We start from the raw sequence: 15,669 nt of genomic DNA, 5'->3' as shown, positions 1-15,669 counted from the left end.
AGGTGAATGGACTCGTAGACAACGATCACTGTATATAAGCAAAAACTTCATTGACAACTTAGTTGATAACAATTATCATTGTCAATGGAAATGGACAAAGTACATACAGGGATCATAAGCACGGAGAGTGTGTGGCCCTTTTAAATTTGCCATACCAGCTCAAATAGAGGTGTTCATCATGAAAGGGGATATTCATGTGTTGAAGAGTAATAGAAAAGGGATCATGCTTCTCATTACAATTATGGTCATGTCCATGTGGCTGGCCGCATGCGGAACGAAGTCCGCAGATAATGGAACTGCAGCAGGAGAGACGAATACAACAACGGAGACTGAGACACAGACAGAAGCACCAGCAGAACGAACAGTCAAAGATGCACAGGGTCATGATGTGACGATTCCAGCTAATCCGCAGCGTGTCATTGCTTCCTATCTGGAAGATCATCTGGTAACACTCGGCGTTAAGCCGGCTGCTCAGTGGTCAGCCCGTGATGGCAGCAGTGTGCAGGATTATCTGCAAGAAAATCTGAATGGAATTCCTACAATTGCAAGCGAACTTCCTTTTGAAGCCATGGCCAGCTTCTCGCCAGATCTGATTATCATGGGCAGTGAGAGTACCGTTGAAGGTGAAAAATATGAGCAGTACAACAAAATTGCTCCAACGTATGTACTTGGTGATGATGTAAACAAAGATTGGCGTCAGGCTCTTTTGAAAATAGGCGAGCTCCTGAACAAATCGGATGAAGCACAAAAAGCCCTTGATGATTATGATGCAAAAGCAAAAGAAATTAAGGAAAAAGTTGCCTCGGTTACAGGTGGTACGAAGTCTGCAGCGGCATTGTGGCTTTTCAACAACAAGTTTTATGTTGTAAGCAACAATGTCTCCAGCGGTGAAGTGATGTACAACGAACTTGGATTGTTACAGCCTGAAGTTGTGAAGGAAGCATCGGCAAAGGCAACAGGTAACTGGTCTGAGATTTCCATGGAAAAAATCGCAGAAATGGACGCTGACTATCTGTTCCTGGTTAACAGCGATAAGGGAGCAGGTGCAGAAGCGTTGAACGATGCTGTATGGCAAAGTATACCTGCAGTGAAAAACGGAGATGTATTTGAATTTGAGAGCACAAGCAGCTGGCTGTATAGCGGAGTTCAAGCGAACACTCAAATTCTGGAAGATATTCAGAACAGCATTGTTAAATAAATTGAATTGAACATGATGTGGGCTGCACATCATCGTAAACTCTCTGGTGTCATGGGCATCAGGGAGTTTTTTGTTATTTCAACATTCCGCGATATATAATGACTAGGAAGCAACATCTGTAGGGAACCAGTTCGTTTCCTGATTAGGGAGGGGGAAAATTTATGATGTACACATTGAATCCAAATGATTTGACGAGCAGGGATAATTATAAACTGATGAGCGGTTCGGTAGTGCCGCGCCCGATCGCTTTTGTCACAACGCTTTCAGAGGATGGCAGCGTCGTGAATGCTGCTCCGTTCAGTTTCTTTAATGTCGTTAGCTCAGATCCGCCCGTGCTATCGATTTCCATTAACCGCAAGGATGGAGTCATGAAGGACACGGCCCGCAATGTCATTGCTGGGCAAGAGCTTGTAGTACATATCTGTGATGAATCGATTGTCAGCGAGATGAACGAGACGGCAGCCCTGCTCGAACCGCATGAAAGTGAGCTGGAGCGGACTAACCTGACAACGGTGGGCAGCACAGTTGTAGTGGTGCCCGGAATACAGGAGGCACTCATCCGCATGGAATGCAAACTATATCAACACATTCCTGTGTCTAATGACGAGGGCAAACCTGTCACTGATCTGCTTCTAGTTCGCATTGTACAGTATCATTTTAATGAGAAAGTTTATGATCCTGCTCATCATTATATTTTGATGGATCAGCTGAAACCGATCAGCCGGCTAGCCGGGAATGACTACGCCAAGCTTGGCGAGCGATTTACGGTGGTACGGCCTGTATAGGAGCATCGCCTCCTCATAAATATCGCTAAGCGGAGTTCGAGACCGGCTCCCTATAAGACGGACAGTCTGTGCAAGATGTGCAGGTTGTCCGTCTTTGCTTGTTTGCTGAACATAAACTGATCGTGGTCTGAATAGACTTGTACTACTCCAATACGTTATATGAACGTTGTTGCTCGCCAACCCCTACATTGAATAATGGTATACCAATCGGATACAAGAGGAGCCTGGATATGGGATATCGCAGCCTTGCTTTCCTTATTGGCCGATATCCACGGTTCATCATGATCAGCTGGGTTCTTATTATCGGGATGTCAGCCGTATGGGCATGGAAATTGCCCGGTATTGTGCAGGATCACGGGTTAAAACGGATTCACGGGGATGCACATTACGTGGAAGCGATTCTCAAGGAAGACTTCGGAATACCGGATGATCCAGTAATTGTCGTTTATGAAAAAAAGACAGGAACCTCTTCAGCAGAATTTCGGAAGTGGGTCGGAAGGCATCTCCAGCAGGTACGCGCACTTCCCGATATGGCAACCATAATCTCTCCGCTTGAAGCTGGAGGAAGCGCCATGATGCGGGATGACACTGCGTATGCACTGCTGGATTTTGATGTCCCGGCACACCGGATGGATGTTCCCATTGAGCATCTTCGCTCCCTGGTTGCGGCCGATGATGCTGGAATCATTCGTCTGACCGGAAAGCCCGTGGTCCAGGAGGATGTTAATCATTTGAGCTTTCGCGATCTGGAGCGGGCAGAGATGGTTGGCCTGCCGATTGCGCTGCTGATTTTATGTTTTGCATTCCGAGGTTTGCTTGCGGCACTAATTGCAGTAATTATGGGTATCGTTGGTGTCGTCACAGCGATGGGCGTTACTTCGCTCATGGGGTATTATGTGGAACTATCGAATTTCGTTATCAATGTTATACCAATGGTAGGAATGGCTCTAAGCATTGATTTTGCGCTGATCATTTTGAGCAGATATCGGGAAGAGATGCAGCGGGATCAGCATAATAAAGACCCGAATCCTTATGAGATCCTGCAAAGGACGTTAAGCACAGCCGGAAGGGCCGTTTTATTTTCTGCAGCCTGCGTGCTGCTTGGTTTACTGTCACTGGTCTGGATCAGACTGCCCATGTTTCTGAGTGTCTCGCTCGGAGCAATGACAGTTTTGGTAATAGCGGTACTGCTCAATGTGACCCTGCTGCCTGCCATTCTTTCTCTCTATGCCCACCGGATTTTTAAACGGAGAAAACAGTACTCGTTCAGTACGCCACAGCGCAAGCGATCCTTTTGGCATCGGTGGTTCGGCACGGTAATGAAACAGCCTGTCCGGATGACAGTGCTGGGCACCGGCATTTTGCTTTTCTGTGTACTTCCCGTTAGACAGCTGGAGATGGCGATTCCGGATGCGACGTCTCTGCCTGCAAGGATAGAATCCCGCCAGGCGGCTGAGGACTTGCAGATGGTCTTCGCCCAAAAGGATGTATCTTCCGTTGATATCCTTATCGGAGGAACGGGGAAGCAGTTAACTGCTGCGCACTGGAATACGGCACTTCAGAAGGTACGGGACCTTCTGAAGGATGATGAAGTTTTACAGATCGAGTCAGTATGGGGAACACAGCAGAAGGACAGACCGGGTATCGGGAGGACAATTCGGGGTACAAGCACAGGTAGGGAGATGACTTTACAAAATTCTCTGCTTCCCGTATATGTATCCGAGGACACGATTCGCATGGTGGCTACCATCCAGGGAGCACCTGGTTCGGAGCAAGCCGCAGACTGGCTGCAAAGAATGAACGACAGAGACGCGGAACAATCGGATATAGAAATACCCATCCGTTATGGCGGAGAAGCAGCAGAACAGCATGAAATCATGCAGGAAATCTTGGGTCAACTGCCCAAGGTAATGGTATTCGTGGTCGTGTCCAATTACATTGTATTGCTCGCGGCGTTTCGCTCACTGCTTATTCCAATCAAAGCCATTCTAATGAACATGCTCAGCCTGACAGCTTCCTTCGGAGCACTGGTATTGGTCTTCAATCAGGGGCATCTGGGAATGGAGCCAGCGGCGATTGCCATCATGATTCCGGTGTTTATCGCAGGCCTTGTGTTCGGCATTTCAATGGACTATGGCGTATTTATGCTTTCTCGCATACAGGAAGTGTATCGACGTACAGGAGACAGTGACCAGGCCGTGATGCAAGGACTTGCATCAACCGGTCGTTTGATTACATCGGCGGCAGCCATCCTGCTTGCAGTGACCGTGCCGTTTGCCTTTGGTGATGTGGAAGGGGTGAAACAGCTTGGTGTTGGCATTACCGCAGCCGTTTTCATTGATGTTACTGTCATCCGCTTGCTGCTTGTACCTGCACTGATGAAGCTGATGGGGAAATGGAACTGGTGGCTGCCAGGGCAAAAAACATAAAAAGACCAGAGCTATTATCTTCCGGATTTACATCATACAAGCAGGTTTCATGCTGGCCCGAATGTAGAAGAGGGATGTTCCCATAGTCTGTTGTCCAGGCTGCAGGGATGTCTCTTTTTTCATAAAAATAGCATGTATTCGGAATAATCAGGCATTAATGTTGAATTCACATGCAGTGGGGCTGTTCTATAATGTACTGGGAAAGCACTGGATATTAATCCGTCCGGTTAGTTCTATATTTGTTTCATGTGTAAGTGAGAGCTCGAATGAACAAGGAGGGATAAACAATAATGGCGGAGATTGAGTCCTATCTGCGGAGACAAACAAGCCCTCGCGGTCGTTCCGCGTATCAGGCAGGGCAGCCGCTTGAACAATGGAGCGAGCAGCTGCGATCGAGGATACGCACAAGGTTGGGAGATTTTCCGGCTGTAGCAGCTGAACTGAATGCTGTCCTGCTGGAACGCACTTCCTGTGACGGTTACATGCGAGAACGTGTGGAAATTACCACCTATGCTGGATTACGTATGCCGATATATGTGTTGATCCCCAATGGGATAAGCGATACAAATGAGCCCATTCCCGCTATGGTCGCCTGTCATGGTCACGGGTACGGGAGCCGGGAGATTACCGGTATGGAGCCTGACGGTTCGCCGCGTGCAGGAGAGAAGGGCCTCCATAAGGATTTTGCGGTAGCCCTGGTGCAGCAAGGTTATGTTGTTGCCGCGCCTGAGCTGCTCGGATTCGGAGATCGGAGACTGGAGGAGGATCGGGATGCACCGCCCGGAGTCAGTTCATGTACCAAGATTGCAGCCCATCTGTTGATGGCCGGACAGACGCTGGCCGGACATCGGGTATATGAGACAATGAGAGTCCTGGACTATTTGTCCTCCCGTCCTGAAGTTAATACAGAGAGAATTGGAATTATGGGTATATCAGGTGGCGGATTGGTAGCTGCATTTACAGCCGCGCTGGATGTAAGATGTCGAGCGGCAGTTATCAGTGGTTACGCCAATACGTTTCAAGGCAGTATTCTTGACCGAAATCATTGTCTGGATAATTATATTCCGGGCATCTTGCGTGAAGCCGAGTTACCGGATATCCTGGGTCTGATTGTCCCAAGGCCGTTATTCATCGAAGCAGGAAGTGAGGATCGGGTATTTCCGCAGGTTACGGCAAGGGAGGCATACGCAAGGTTGGGTGAGATTTATGAGCAAGAGGATGCAATGGATGTTCTTGGTGCGGACTTTTTTGCAGGCGGACACGAGATTAGCGGTGAGGAAGCCTATCGTTGGCTTAGGAAGTTTCTATAAATAGGTGACACGTAATCCCAAAACAACCCCGTAACATGGCGCACCTAGTGCGAATGCTGCGGGGTTGTTCATAGTTTTGCCCATATGAAAAATGTGCATTATCAATCATTCCATCATGTCCTTGGCTTCATGGTTGACTTTTTTACCTTTGAGCAGCGGTTCAAGTTCGTCCTGCACGCTCTGTTCCCAGAGCGGAACGTCTGTGCGATATGCTGCACGTGCGTTCAGGTGACCGGCAACCGGAGCAGTAATGAAGACAAACAGAATACCGAGCAATACGCGCGCACTGATATAGTTATCGAAATACCAGAAGAAGAAAAACGTTCCGCTGAGTACACAAAAAACGCCGAGGGTGGTGCTTTTCGTTGCGGCATGTGCCCGCAGATAGACGTCTGGCAGTCGAATCAATCCAAATGCGCTGAGTGCGCTTAGCAAGGCTCCAAGTAAAACGATCAGACCGATCGCTATTTCAGCGGTTCCATTAACGATCTCCTTCATTTTTGAATACCGCCCCCCGTTCAATATAACGTGCGAATGCTACCGTACTGAGAAAAGCAAGGATGCCAATCAGCAATATGATGTCAAGATAGGCCTGCGTGTGGAGCATCATGGACAGAACGGCTACGACGGCAATGACATTAATGCCGATGGTATCCAGGGCAGTGATCCGGTCTGCCATGGATGGTCCACGCAGCACGCGGTACAGGCACCCTAGGATCGCCAGGGATAGCACAAGCAGGGAGAGGAATAACATTGAGGTTAACATTAACGCGTCACCTCCATTATGGCTTTTTCAAACGTGTTTTTGATATCGTCCCTCATTTTCTGCTCATCCTTGATGTCCAATGCGTGAATAAAGAGCTTCCGTTGATTCCCCGATATTTCAAGGGGCAGGGATCCCGGTGTAAGCGAGATAAGCAGACATAAAAAGGTAACTTCCCAATCAGAGGATAATTGCGTTCGATAGGTGAAAATACCGGGCCGAATTTCCAGTTTGGGCTTAATAATCTGGCGGATGACTTCAATGCTGGCCCGAATCAGTTCCTTGAACAGCAGGAAGATCAATTTGATGATGGCCCAGACTCGCACAATATAGAAACGTTGGGGGAAGAAACGCCGCATACTGCCAATCAGCAGCAGTCCAAGCAGATAACCAATTAGAAAACCAACACCGTCCCAGGCATTGTTCAGAAACATCCATACAAAGGCAATAATGAGATTTAATACAATCTGAAAGGCCATAAACATCTACTCCTTCAATACGGCATCAATATAAATATTGGGATGCAGTAGAATGTCGCCTGCGCGGGCGGTCAGCTGGAACATCCCTTCAGCGCCCAAGCCCATTACGATGATGAATATAAATAAAATTCCAGCGGGGATTAACAGGCCATTCACGGCATAGGGCCGTCTAATAACACCCGCTGGCGGTTCGCCCCAGAACGCCTGAATGAAAATGCGGAGAACCGAGTAGAGCATCAGCAGGCTGGAGAGTACCGCTATTCCGGTAAGACCGTACAGACCGGCTTGCAGGCCGCCTTCGAAGAGCAGCAGTTTACCCGGGAAACCACTGAACGGAGGAATACCTGCCAGTGCAAGTGCGCTGATGAAGAACATCCAGCCAAGCAGCGGATAGCGATGAATCAGACCGCCCATATTTTCGAGTTTGGACGTACCCGCAACTGCGATGAGGGCACCTCCCAGCAGGAAGAGCAGTGTTTTGATCAGCATATCATGCAGCATGTAGAAGAGCAGACCTTCCAGAGCCTGACGACTTGCTGCGGCCATGCCGAAGGCGACAAATCCAACACCTGCAACAACGTTATAAACCAGAATTTTGTTCACATCACGATAAGAGATGGCTCCAATTACGCCTAGAATCATGGTTGCGCCAGCCATCCATCCGATAAGTGCATTAAAGAAGTCCGGATCATGGTAGAAAATAAGTGTGAATGTACGCACAATCGCATATAGTCCCACTTTGGTCAGCAACCCGGCGAACAGAGCCGTTACCACAGCTGGGGGAGCAGCGTAGGAACCTGACAGCCAGAAGAACAGGAACAGACCCGCCTTGATGCTGAAGACAATGAGAAACAGAACCGCAATCAGCGTGATCACACCACTCTGGCCCACCTCGGCAATCCGATTGGACAAGTGTGCCATGTTCAGCGTGCCTGTTATGGAATAGAGGAAGCCGATGGAGGCGACAAATAATGCGGATGAAACAATATTAATCAGAACATATTTGATCGTTTCCCGCAGTTGTCTTTCTGTTCCTCCAAGAACGATTAGCGCATAAGAAGAAATGAGCATGAGTTCGAAACAGACAAAGAGGTTAAACAGGTCGCCTGTCAGAAAAGAACCGTTTACGCCTGCAATCAGAAAATGAAAGAAGACGTAAAAATGATGTTCTTCCCGCTCCTTGTTTATACTTCGAAAGGCATAGAGCAGACATGCCAGCGCTATGATGGAAGCAGCTATAACGAGCAGGGCAGATACCATATCGGCAACAAGAACGATGCCGTATGGCGGGGCCCAACCGCCCATATTCAGGGTCTGCACACCTGAACTCGCCACTTGTGTAATTAATACGGTTGATGCAGCAGCCGTCAATAGAAGTCCGATGACGCTGACGATACGCTGGATACGGATCTTCCGGAAAAACAGAATGGCAATTACACCTGTTATCAAGGGCAGCAGTAATGGTAAAACGACGAGATTATTCATATGGACGCCCCCTTACTTCTTCCATATCATCCGTTCTCAGCTTCAAATATGAACGATAGGACAGAACAAAGAAGAAGGCGGTTAACCCGAAATTGATTACGATGGATGTCAAAATCAGGGCTTGAGGCAGCGGATCGACATAACTCTCTGCCTTCTCCCCAAGCAAAGGAGGTGCACCTGTTTTGAGCCGTGACATCGTCATCAGAAGCATATGCACCCCATGGGTGAGGATGGACATGCCCAGCACGATTCGGAGCAGGCTCCGTGACAAGATTAAAAAGACGGCGACGGCAAACAGAATGCCAACAGCAACGCACATCAATATTTCCATATCAGCGATCCTCCCCGATCTGTAGAATGATATTCATGGTGACGCCAAGGACAGCGATATACACGCCGAGATCGAACAGCATGGCGGTGGCGAGCTCGGTCTCTCCCAGCAAAGGCAGTTCGAAATAACCAAAGGTCTGGCTGAGGAAGGGTGCACCGAATAAAAAGGAACCTGCTCCCGTCAACAGGGCGATGGCTAATCCGACGGCTGTCAAGCTGCGAAAGTCAATGGGCAGCGCTTTACGTACCGTATCTGTACTGAATGCAAGAGCAATCAGGACGAGTGCAGCAGCGGTGACCAATCCACCTATGAAACCTCCACCTGGATTATGATGTCCAGCGAAGAACAAATGCAGTGCAAAGGTGAGGATGATAAACACAACCACTTTGGTGGTCGTTTGCAGCAGCACGTCGTTGCTCTGCAGCGGTACTGTATCCCAGGTGGAAGAGCTGCGCTCCTGGTTGCCATATTTTTTCGTATTATCCGCTTCGTCATCCAGATGTTTATCGTTTTCTTGGGTATCTTCTTTTTTGCGGAATTTCAATCGGGCTCCGAGATCCTTCGCTTCAAGATTCAGATTGATCATGGAGTAGATGGATAACGAGGCAACCCCCAGCACCATAATTTCCAGCATGGTATCAAACCCGCGGAAGTCCACCAGCAGCACATTGACAACGTTTTTGCCACCTGCCAGGTTGTAGCTTTCTTGAATGAAGAAGTTGGAAATGCTCTCCAATGAAGCTGTCCCGCTTGCAGCGAGGGCTACAAAGGTCATCACGATACCCACTGCTACGGCTACGATCATGTTTACACTAATATATCTGCGGCTGGATCGTCCACGTTGAAGCTCAGGCAGATGATAGAAGCATAACAAGAACAGGGCAACTGAGACGGTCTCCACAATCATCTGGGTCAATGCCAGATCGGGTGCTCGGAACAATACGAACAGCAGGGTGACAAGGTACCCAACAGCACCTGTCATGATAACAGCAGACAATCTGTTTTTGGCAAAAGGAATGGAGACTGCAGCTGCGATCAGCGCAACGAGCAGAACTGCTTCATAGAAGGAGAACGGAGCATGCCCTTTGAAATTCCAGGTAATATTTTCGCCTGAACGGAAAAAGGCATAAACGAGCAAGGCAACGGTGAACGAGAAAATGTACACCAGATAGTTGCGGACAGATCCGTTCATATAAGCTTCTGTCCATTTGCGGGCATAATGCTGCACATTGTCGAGAACAACATGGTAGATGTTGTTAATCGTCAAGCCCTGCGGGTAGTGTTCATAAATATTTCTCCAGCGCGGTAACAGCTTATACAATGTAACCCCAAGAATAACCACACCGACAGTCATGATTAGTTCCGGCGTAATTCCGTGCCACAGAGAGAAATGCACATCAAAGTGCTCATTGCCGTCCAGAAGAGCTGGAAGTACTGAGGCCATCGCCGGCTCAATGAGTGATCCAGCCAGCAGATTCGGGAAAAGACCGAACGTAATGACGAGTACACCGAGGATAACCGGAGGAATCAGCATGCCAACCGGAGCTTCATGCAGCTTCTCCACTGGAAGTTCACTGCGACGTTGACCGAGGAACGTTTTGAACATAATAATAAGCGCGTAGATCAGGGTGAACACACTGGCAAGCCAAGCGAGTACGGGTAATAGTATGCTCCACGAACCGAGACCGAATATTCGCAAATGTGTCACTTCAACCATGGCTTGGAAGAACAGCTCCTTGCTCAGGAATCCGTTGAAGGGTGGGATGCCAGCCATGGCAAGTGTACCGACAAGCGCTATAGTGAACGTAATTGGCATAAAAGAGGCCAGTCCTCCGAGCTTGCGAATATCGCGTGTACCCGTTTCATGATCCACAATGCCGACAACCATGAAGAGAGCTGCCTTGAAGGTCGCATGATTGAATAAATGGAGCAAAGCGGCTGTCGTTGCAACGGTATAAACGGCAGAGGACTCGCCATAACCGAAGTAAAGGGCGGCTGAACCGACGCCAAACAGTGACATGATTAACCCGAGTTGTGAAATCGTGGAATACGCAAGAATCGCTTTGAGGTCGTTCTTTTTCACAGCAAGGAATGATCCGTAACATAAAGTCAGGAGACCTACGCCTGTAACGAGCCAAAACCACGTTCCTTGTCCACCGAAGATCGGAGTAAATCGGGCCACGACGTATATCCCTGCCTTAACCATGGTGGCCGAATGCAGATAGGCACTGACGGGTGTCGGAGCTTCCATCGCATCCGGCAGCCAGATATGGAATGGGAACTGCGCGGATTTGGTGAAGGCTCCAATCAGAATCAATACGAGTGCAGGCAAGAATAATGCACTCTCCTGAATCTGTCCCCATTCCGTAATGGTTGCACGGATGCTGAACGTTCCGGTCATCAGGTACATCATCATGAATCCGGCAAGCATGGCGAAACCGCCAAATACGGTAATTAGAAATGACTTCTGGGCCCCTGATGTGGAGGCTTTGCGTTTGTAATGAAAGGCGATCAGCAGGAATGAGGTAATACTCGTGAGTTCCCAGAATCCATATAATACAATCATGTTGTCAGACAACACGACACCCAGCATGGCGCCCATAAACATGAGCAAATACAGGTAGAAGCGTTTCAGGTCTTCTTTTTGATTCATGTAATAAATGGAGTAGAGCACCACCAAAACCCCGATACCTGTGATTAACAGGGTCAACAGCAAACTTAAACCATCAAGATATAGATTAAATCCAATGTCCAGTGACGGAATCCAGGGGACATACCCGGATACCGGGTTCCGCTGAGACACGGTAGGAATGAGGCTTGCAAAATATACGAACAACACCGTTGGAACAATAAGAACCGGCCATCCCATATGTATTTTACGGAAGAAGCGGTTCAACATCGTAAGCAAAATTCCCGTTGCAAAAGGGAAAATAACAGCAAGATGAAGCAGGCTCAATATTACACCCCCCAATTCTAGTTGAAGTTCTCTCTGTATGACTAACATGCTGATCGTCATCTCATCATAGGATGATATGCTTGCTCTCTATATTCATAACCCAAGTATGTATATACAGAATCGTGACTATTCTTTGAATGGAAGAAACCCGCGGTTCCTGAGTATGTAACGGCGATATAACTTTGGATGTGACGTGTATAATAAAACAGGGCATGTTTTCCGATAAAGATGAAAACGAACAGGTGACATCCCATGTGTCCTTTCCAGCATGTCTAGTGTTGAAAGCAAGATGGTTTCACCGATTACTGGAGGCCAACATGTCCTACAAACTTAGAACCATACTTACCATGACCTTTGCCGTGTTATCCTTGCTGGTGACATTAACGATCGGTTACATTTTCAGTCAAAAATCTGCGGTAGCTGTGGAAACAGAGATTGGTCACTCCCTGACCAGCACGGCTTCCCAAACAGCGGACCAGTTGGATCGCTTCATGTGGGCGCGTTCCGGAGAATTGGATCTCCTTGGCCAGATGGCTGCGCTAGAAGACCGCTTTGATCCCTCCGAAATCCAGATGCTGCTGAATCAGCTACAGAATAGCTTTCCCTCATTCTCCTGGGTAGGATTCATGGATTCGAAGGGAAAAGTGTTAGCTTCAACGGATGGCATCTTGCGTGGCGAAGATTTGTCTGAACGACCTGTGTATCAGGAAGGAATCAAGGGTAAGTTTATTGGAGACGTACATAACGCAGTTCTCTTAGCCAAGCTGCTTCCGAATCCAAGCGGAGAACCGCTGCAATTTGTTGATATCAGTTTTCCCCTGAAATATAAGGATGGTGAGGTTGCGGGTGTACTGGCTGCGCATTTAAGCTGGGCGTGGGCGAAAGAGGTGCAGAAGGCTGTTCTGGAGCCTTTGAAATACAGGGAAAAGGACATCGAGATGTTCATCGTGAGTCAAAAAGAGCACACGGTCCTTCTTGGTCCTGAGGAAAGGATTGGACAACCACTTGAACTGTCGGGAATGCAGGCAGCGGAAATCAACAAGACGAGCTGGTCCATAGAGAAGTGGGCGGACGGGACGGAATATGTTACCGGAATGGCCTTCAGCCAGGGTCATCTCGATTATCCCGGCCTTGGATGGACCATAGTCGTTCGTCAGCTCAAGTCCACGGCTTTTGCTTCCGTAACTGACATGTTATGGTTTAACGTCTGGGCGGGGCTTGCGGTTACAGTACTGTTCGCACTCATTGGATGGCTTATTTCTCGCCGGATATCATCACCGATTGCACGTTTAACTCAAGTGGCAGACCAGCTTCGTGCAGGTGATCAGGTACAAATTCCGGAGAACAGGGGGATCAAGGAGATTGAAGTGTTATCCGTGTCGCTTAGGGACATGCTGACCACGCTGACCAATAAAGACTCGGAACTGGTCTTCATGCAGAACTTGGCTCATTATGACCAACTGACAGGTTTGCCTAACCGGACAGCGCTCGAAGTGTATCTGGAGGAATCTCTTGTGTCAGAGAGTGCCGATCATACACTGACCTTCCTTTATCTGGATCTGGATGGATTCAAACGGGTAAATGACACCCGTGGACATCAAACCGGGGATGTCCTGCTCCAAAAAGTGGGTCAGCGTCTGATGGCCCTTAGCCACGACAAGGGAATTACGGTTCGACTGGGCGGAGATGAATTCCTCATTGTCCTTCGGTCCATCGGGGCTTATCCAAAAGAAGAAGCGAGTGCTTATGCGGAAGAAATTATCCAGAGTCTGAATAAACCATTTATCATTGAATATGAACGGATTCGCATTGGCTGCAGTATCGGTGGTGCCGAGTATCCGACAAACAGCGTCAATCCGAGTGAAATTATCCGAATGGCTGATGAAGCATTGTATGAATCGAAGCGTTCGGGCAAGAATAAAATGACATTCTATGTGGATTTGAAGAAGGACCATGAAGAACAGGATACGAATAGATAGGTGAGCATGAACATACTCGGACAGGGAGGGATAACATGTCTGGAAAATATACTTCGGTTCCTTACGGTTACGAGCCGCCACCGGCAAGCCGGAAGGGTACACTGATTTTCTATGATTCATTCGAGCATGTAACAGATGAGCAGCTTGAACGTGCATCAATCGCTTCAGATACGCGTGCGTTTACACAGCTGGTTCTCTACCCGCTGCATGAGAGCACCGTCAAGCGAATGAGCAAGGATGGAGTGCAGGCCTATTATAAAAGGGAGGATCGCCTTCATGACTGGAGGAGAGATCATATGGAATTCCGCATCAAAGTCGAGGGGCTGGAAGGCAAGAGGAAGAAGTATACGCCAATTGATTCTGCTCTGCGTCATCTGACAGCTGAATATCCGGCACCTCATTTTCTCTATCTGACCTCTGAAATGGCGAATTTGTTTGCTTCATTTGACTCATTCAAGGATTGGATTACGAAACTCCGTCTCCTTATCGATGGTCAGACGGATTCCCTTCATCCTAAACTTGAACAATACGCTCATCGCTGGGAATGGGCCGATTAATCACATATTGTGAAACAAAAAAGTTGTACTGCACAACCGAATTCGGTTCGCGGTACAACTCTTTGGTGTCTCTTTTATTTTTCCTAAACCTGAACAAGGTCAAGGGAGGTAACGGTTTTATTCTTACCTGTTCGCTTTGCCGCGTATAAGCAGGCATCTACCTCTTCGAACAGCTTCTCTTTGGTTAGACGCGCATTGAAACTTTTGAGTCCAACGCTTACGGTAATGGATTGGCCTTCCAGTTCCAGATGACCCATCAGGGCAATTTTTTGACGAATCTGTTCCATGAGTGCATATGCCTGATCGAAAGACTGTTCAAACATAAGCAAGGCGAATTCTTCACCACCGTAGCGTGCTGCAATATCGCTTGAAGTGATGTTCTCCTGAATTACCAGCGAAACTTTCTCCAGGATAGTATCTCCTACCCGATGACCATAGGTGTCATTAATCGATTTGAAATCATCAATATCAATGAGAGCCAAGTGAAGACTCATCCCGCTCTTGGCATATTCATACGCTTTATCGTAATAGTCCTTGAAAGAACTCTGATTATACAGATTGGTAAGTCCATCTGTTTTGGACTGCTTGGTCATGATCGCATTACGTACAATCAGTTCCTGTTTGGCTAACATGCTCTCCTTCAGATCATCCAGCACCTCCACGCCGCTTGTGACAATGACCTGGGCTACATATGTACCCACGATCAGAAAGGCTGGAATGGAGACCATGTCAAATGAAGTCAGATAGGAACGATAACCTGAATCAAAAAGAACCAAAATATAACCTGTCGTTTGCATTAAACATGCGATCCAGACACGCTTTTTGCTAAAAAACAAAACGGACGTGAAAATGGGCAGCAGACTGATCGCTTGAATGATTCGAATGTCGTAATTGACATGAATGATAGTCCACGCAACAACTGTACTGGCCGCCGACATGGCATAGAACGAGAATGAGCTGAAGTGCCGGTCGATCCAACTGGCGATTAGAATGGAAGCAATACTTGAGGCTGTAGGCCAGAATAAAACATGAATCATGAAATCTTCAGGAGTGCGATCATACTCCAGAAACAGAAAACAGCCGATCTGAACAACGAAATGTGTAATCACGACAACCCAGTAGGCACGAAGCATTTTTTTAATCCATTTGGAATGCTTGAATTCATATTCTGTTGGAATGTGACTGCTATGTGTAGGGAAACTCTTCATATATCACCGCTGACTGCATCATAATGATACGACAGAATTACTCTCGTATTAGTTGATTATAAAACAGATTGTGCAAAACGCAAATGATTAAATGAAATTGGTGAAAACAAAGCTGACATAAGTTACAGGAACGGACAGAAAGTTTTCAGAGGGACAAACAAATTACGGATGGAACATCATAGACTGAAC

General features: G+C 47.7%; 13 protein-coding genes. 6 read left to right on the top strand and 7 right to left on the bottom strand.

Annotation, left to right across the window (positions count from 1 at the left end; translation table 11 throughout):
- Positions 1 to 196 precede the first annotated feature (196 nt).
- The 4 genes from AB3N00_RS05995 to AB3N00_RS05980 all read left to right on the top strand — a co-directional run bounded on the left by AB3N00_RS05995 (position 197) and on the right by AB3N00_RS05980 (position 5,722).
- Positions 197 to 1,198, top strand: coding sequence for an iron-hydroxamate ABC transporter substrate-binding protein (locus AB3N00_RS05995; protein ID WP_413033767.1), 1,002 nt, complete (start codon positions 197 to 199; stop codon positions 1,196 to 1,198).
- 164 nt (positions 1,199 to 1,362) lie between these two features.
- Positions 1,363 to 1,983, top strand: coding sequence for a flavin reductase family protein (locus AB3N00_RS05990; protein WP_413035203.1), 621 nt, complete (start codon positions 1,363 to 1,365; stop codon positions 1,981 to 1,983).
- 230 nt (positions 1,984 to 2,213) lie between these two features.
- The gene (locus tag AB3N00_RS05985; RefSeq protein WP_413033766.1) at positions 2,214 to 4,412 is read left to right on the top strand and encodes an MMPL family transporter; all 2,199 of its coding nucleotides are present in this window, start codon (positions 2,214 to 2,216) and stop codon (positions 4,410 to 4,412) included.
- 290 nt (positions 4,413 to 4,702) lie between these two features.
- Positions 4,703 to 5,722, top strand: a complete 1,020-nt coding sequence (locus AB3N00_RS05980; protein WP_413033765.1) for an alpha/beta hydrolase family protein — start codon at positions 4,703 to 4,705, stop codon at positions 5,720 to 5,722.
- A 105-nt stretch (positions 5,723 to 5,827) separates the two neighbouring features.
- On the opposite strand, the gene mnhG is transcribed toward AB3N00_RS05980, so the two are convergent.
- The 6 genes from mnhG to AB3N00_RS05950 are packed head-to-tail and all read right to left on the bottom strand — an operon-like array spanning position 5,828 to position 11,736.
- Positions 5,828 to 6,220 carry a monovalent cation/H(+) antiporter subunit G gene (mnhG, locus tag AB3N00_RS05975; RefSeq protein WP_413033764.1) on the bottom strand — a complete coding sequence of 131 codons (393 nt, stop codon included), beginning with the start codon at positions 6,218 to 6,220 and terminating at the stop codon, positions 5,828 to 5,830.
- On the bottom strand, positions 6,204 to 6,488 hold the full coding sequence (locus tag AB3N00_RS05970; protein ID WP_175396267.1) for a Na(+)/H(+) antiporter subunit F1: 285 nt from the start codon (positions 6,486 to 6,488) through the stop codon (positions 6,204 to 6,206). Before AB3N00_RS05970 ends, mnhG begins: the two co-directional genes overlap by 17 nt.
- Positions 6,488 to 6,964: a Na+/H+ antiporter subunit E gene (locus AB3N00_RS05965; RefSeq protein ID WP_413033763.1), complete on the bottom strand. Its 477-nt coding sequence runs from the start codon at positions 6,962 to 6,964 to the stop codon at positions 6,488 to 6,490. Before AB3N00_RS05965 ends, AB3N00_RS05970 begins: the two co-directional genes overlap by 1 nt.
- 6 nt (positions 6,965 to 6,970) lie before the next feature.
- A complete protein-coding gene (locus AB3N00_RS05960) occupies positions 6,971 to 8,449 on the bottom strand; it encodes a Na+/H+ antiporter subunit D (RefSeq protein WP_413033762.1) in 1,479 nt (492 codons plus the stop codon).
- Complete coding sequence (locus AB3N00_RS05955; protein WP_175396270.1) at positions 8,442 to 8,780, bottom strand: Na(+)/H(+) antiporter subunit C; 339 nt, start codon at positions 8,778 to 8,780, stop codon at positions 8,442 to 8,444. Before AB3N00_RS05955 ends, AB3N00_RS05960 begins: the two co-directional genes overlap by 8 nt.
- A 1-nt stretch (position 8,781) precedes the next feature.
- Positions 8,782 to 11,736: a Na+/H+ antiporter subunit A gene (locus tag AB3N00_RS05950; RefSeq protein ID WP_413033761.1), complete on the bottom strand. Its 2,955-nt coding sequence runs from the start codon at positions 11,734 to 11,736 to the stop codon at positions 8,782 to 8,784.
- Positions 11,737 to 12,053: 317 nt separating this feature from the next.
- Here AB3N00_RS05950 and AB3N00_RS05945 point away from each other — a divergent pair, with 317 nt between their 5' ends.
- Together AB3N00_RS05945 and AB3N00_RS05940 are read left to right on the top strand one after the other, a co-directional pair.
- Positions 12,054 to 13,715, top strand: coding sequence for a diguanylate cyclase domain-containing protein (locus AB3N00_RS05945; RefSeq protein ID WP_413033760.1), 1,662 nt, complete (start codon positions 12,054 to 12,056; stop codon positions 13,713 to 13,715).
- Between the two features lie 35 nt (positions 13,716 to 13,750).
- Positions 13,751 to 14,272 (top strand): hypothetical protein, encoded by a 522-nt coding sequence (locus AB3N00_RS05940; RefSeq protein WP_413033759.1) that lies wholly within the window; start codon positions 13,751 to 13,753, stop codon positions 14,270 to 14,272.
- A gap of 83 nt (positions 14,273 to 14,355) precedes the next feature.
- Here the strand turns inward: AB3N00_RS05940 and AB3N00_RS05935 are convergent, their stop codons facing one another.
- Entirely contained in the window at positions 14,356 to 15,480 is a 1,125-nt protein-coding gene (locus AB3N00_RS05935; protein ID WP_413033758.1) for a GGDEF domain-containing protein, read from the bottom strand.
- Positions 15,481 to 15,669 lie beyond the last annotated feature (189 nt).

It is taken from the genome of Paenibacillus xylanilyticus, from assembly GCF_047246825.1.
Classification (GTDB): Bacteria; Bacillota; Bacilli; order Paenibacillales; family Paenibacillaceae; genus Paenibacillus; species Paenibacillus xylanilyticus_B.
This window is presented reverse-complemented; position numbering and strand designations above follow the sequence as displayed.

Coding starts and splice junctions, on each gene's coding strand:
- mnhG (WP_413033764.1), bottom strand. CDS start 6,220: ATGAAGGAGATCGTTAATGGAACCGCTGAAATAGCGATCGGTCTGATC.
- AB3N00_RS05955 (WP_175396270.1), bottom strand. CDS start 8,780: ATGGAAATATTGATGTGCGTTGCTGTTGGCATTCTGTTTGCCGTCGCC.
- AB3N00_RS05985 (WP_413033766.1), top strand. CDS start 2,214: ATGGGATATCGCAGCCTTGCTTTCCTTATTGGCCGATATCCACGGTTC.
- AB3N00_RS05965 (WP_413033763.1), bottom strand. CDS start 6,964: ATGGCCTTTCAGATTGTATTAAATCTCATTATTGCCTTTGTATGGATG.
- AB3N00_RS05940 (WP_413033759.1), top strand. CDS start 13,751: ATGTCTGGAAAATATACTTCGGTTCCTTACGGTTACGAGCCGCCACCG.
- AB3N00_RS05980 (WP_413033765.1), top strand. CDS start 4,703: ATGGCGGAGATTGAGTCCTATCTGCGGAGACAAACAAGCCCTCGCGGT.
- AB3N00_RS05990 (WP_413035203.1), top strand. CDS start 1,363: ATGTACACATTGAATCCAAATGATTTGACGAGCAGGGATAATTATAAA.
- AB3N00_RS05960 (WP_413033762.1), bottom strand. CDS start 8,449: ATGAATAATCTCGTCGTTTTACCATTACTGCTGCCCTTGATAACAGGT.
- AB3N00_RS05935 (WP_413033758.1), bottom strand. CDS start 15,480: ATGAAGAGTTTCCCTACACATAGCAGTCACATTCCAACAGAATATGAA.
- AB3N00_RS05970 (WP_175396267.1), bottom strand. CDS start 6,488: ATGTTAACCTCAATGTTATTCCTCTCCCTGCTTGTGCTATCCCTGGCG.
- AB3N00_RS05945 (WP_413033760.1), top strand. CDS start 12,054: ATGTCCTACAAACTTAGAACCATACTTACCATGACCTTTGCCGTGTTA.